The organism is Geobacillus sp. WSUCF-018B (genome assembly GCF_002809985.1).
Taxonomy (GTDB): Bacteria; Bacillota; Bacilli; order Bacillales; family Anoxybacillaceae; genus Geobacillus; species Geobacillus thermophilus.
In genome coordinates this window covers 53,012-53,738 of sequence record NZ_PIJF01000017.1, presented here as the reverse complement: position 1 = coordinate 53,738, position 727 = coordinate 53,012, and the positions used below count along the sequence as shown (strand labels likewise).

The following is a 727-nucleotide window of genomic DNA, read 5'->3' as shown; positions in this document are numbered from 1 at the left end:
GCAAGCACCCTTGCAGGCGAAGAACATTTGCCCATCGCGGCGACCCGCGGACCTCCGCTTTTCGTCGCGCTTCGTTTCGTTCAGTTTTCAAGGAACGATAATGGAGCCTATCGGGATCGAACCGATGACCTCCTGCGTGCAAAGCAGGCGCTCTCCCAGCTGAGCTAAGGCCCCATGCGGCCGCTATCGGGAAGACAGGATTTGAACCTGCGACCCCATGGTCCCAAACCATGTGCTCTGCCAAGCTGAGCTACTTCCCGCTAACGCGCTCGAGAGGATTCGAACCCCTAACCTTCTGATCCGTAGTCAGATGCTCTATCCAATTGAGCTACGAGCGCAAGTGCCGAGGGCCGGACTCGAACCGGCACGGTAGTTACCTACCCCAGGATTTTAAGTCCTGTGCGTCTGCCAATTCCGCCACCCCGGCTAATAGGCAAATAAATGGAGCGGAAGACGGGACTCGAACCCGCGACCCCCACCTTGGCAAGGTGGTGTTCTACCACTGAACTACTTCCGCCCAAATCATTATGCGGGTGAAGGGACTCGAACCCCCACGCCCGTAAAGGGCACTAGACCCTGAATCTAGCGCGTCTGCCAATTCCGCCACACCCGCAAATATATAGTTGGTGGTGAGCCATGGAGGACTCGAACCTCCGACCCTCTGATTAAAAGTCAGATGCTCTACCTACTGAGCTAATGGCTCATGAGTTGGATAACACCCTAGGAT

7 tRNA genes are annotated in these 727 nt (G+C 56.0%); all 7 read right to left on the bottom strand.

Features of this window, described 5'->3' with window-relative positions:
- Nucleotides 1–101 precede the first annotated feature (101 nt).
- Nucleotides 102–174, bottom strand: a tRNA-Ala gene (locus CV944_RS07385).
- A gap of 12 nt (nt 175–186) precedes the next feature.
- Nucleotides 187–260: transfer RNA gene (locus CV944_RS07380), tRNA-Pro, on the bottom strand.
- 4 nt (nt 261–264) lie between these two features.
- Nucleotides 265–338 (bottom strand) — tRNA-Arg (locus CV944_RS07375).
- A gap of 3 nt (nt 339–341) precedes the next feature.
- Nucleotides 342–427: transfer RNA gene (locus tag CV944_RS07370), tRNA-Leu, on the bottom strand.
- Nucleotides 428–442: 15 nt separating this feature from the next.
- Nucleotides 443–517 (bottom strand) — tRNA-Gly (locus CV944_RS07365).
- An 11-nt stretch (nt 518–528) separates the two neighbouring features.
- Nucleotides 529–613, bottom strand: a tRNA-Leu gene (locus CV944_RS07360).
- Between the two features lie 14 nt (nt 614–627).
- Nucleotides 628–703: transfer RNA gene (locus CV944_RS07355), tRNA-Lys, on the bottom strand.
- Between the last annotated feature and the right edge of the window lie 24 nt (nt 704–727).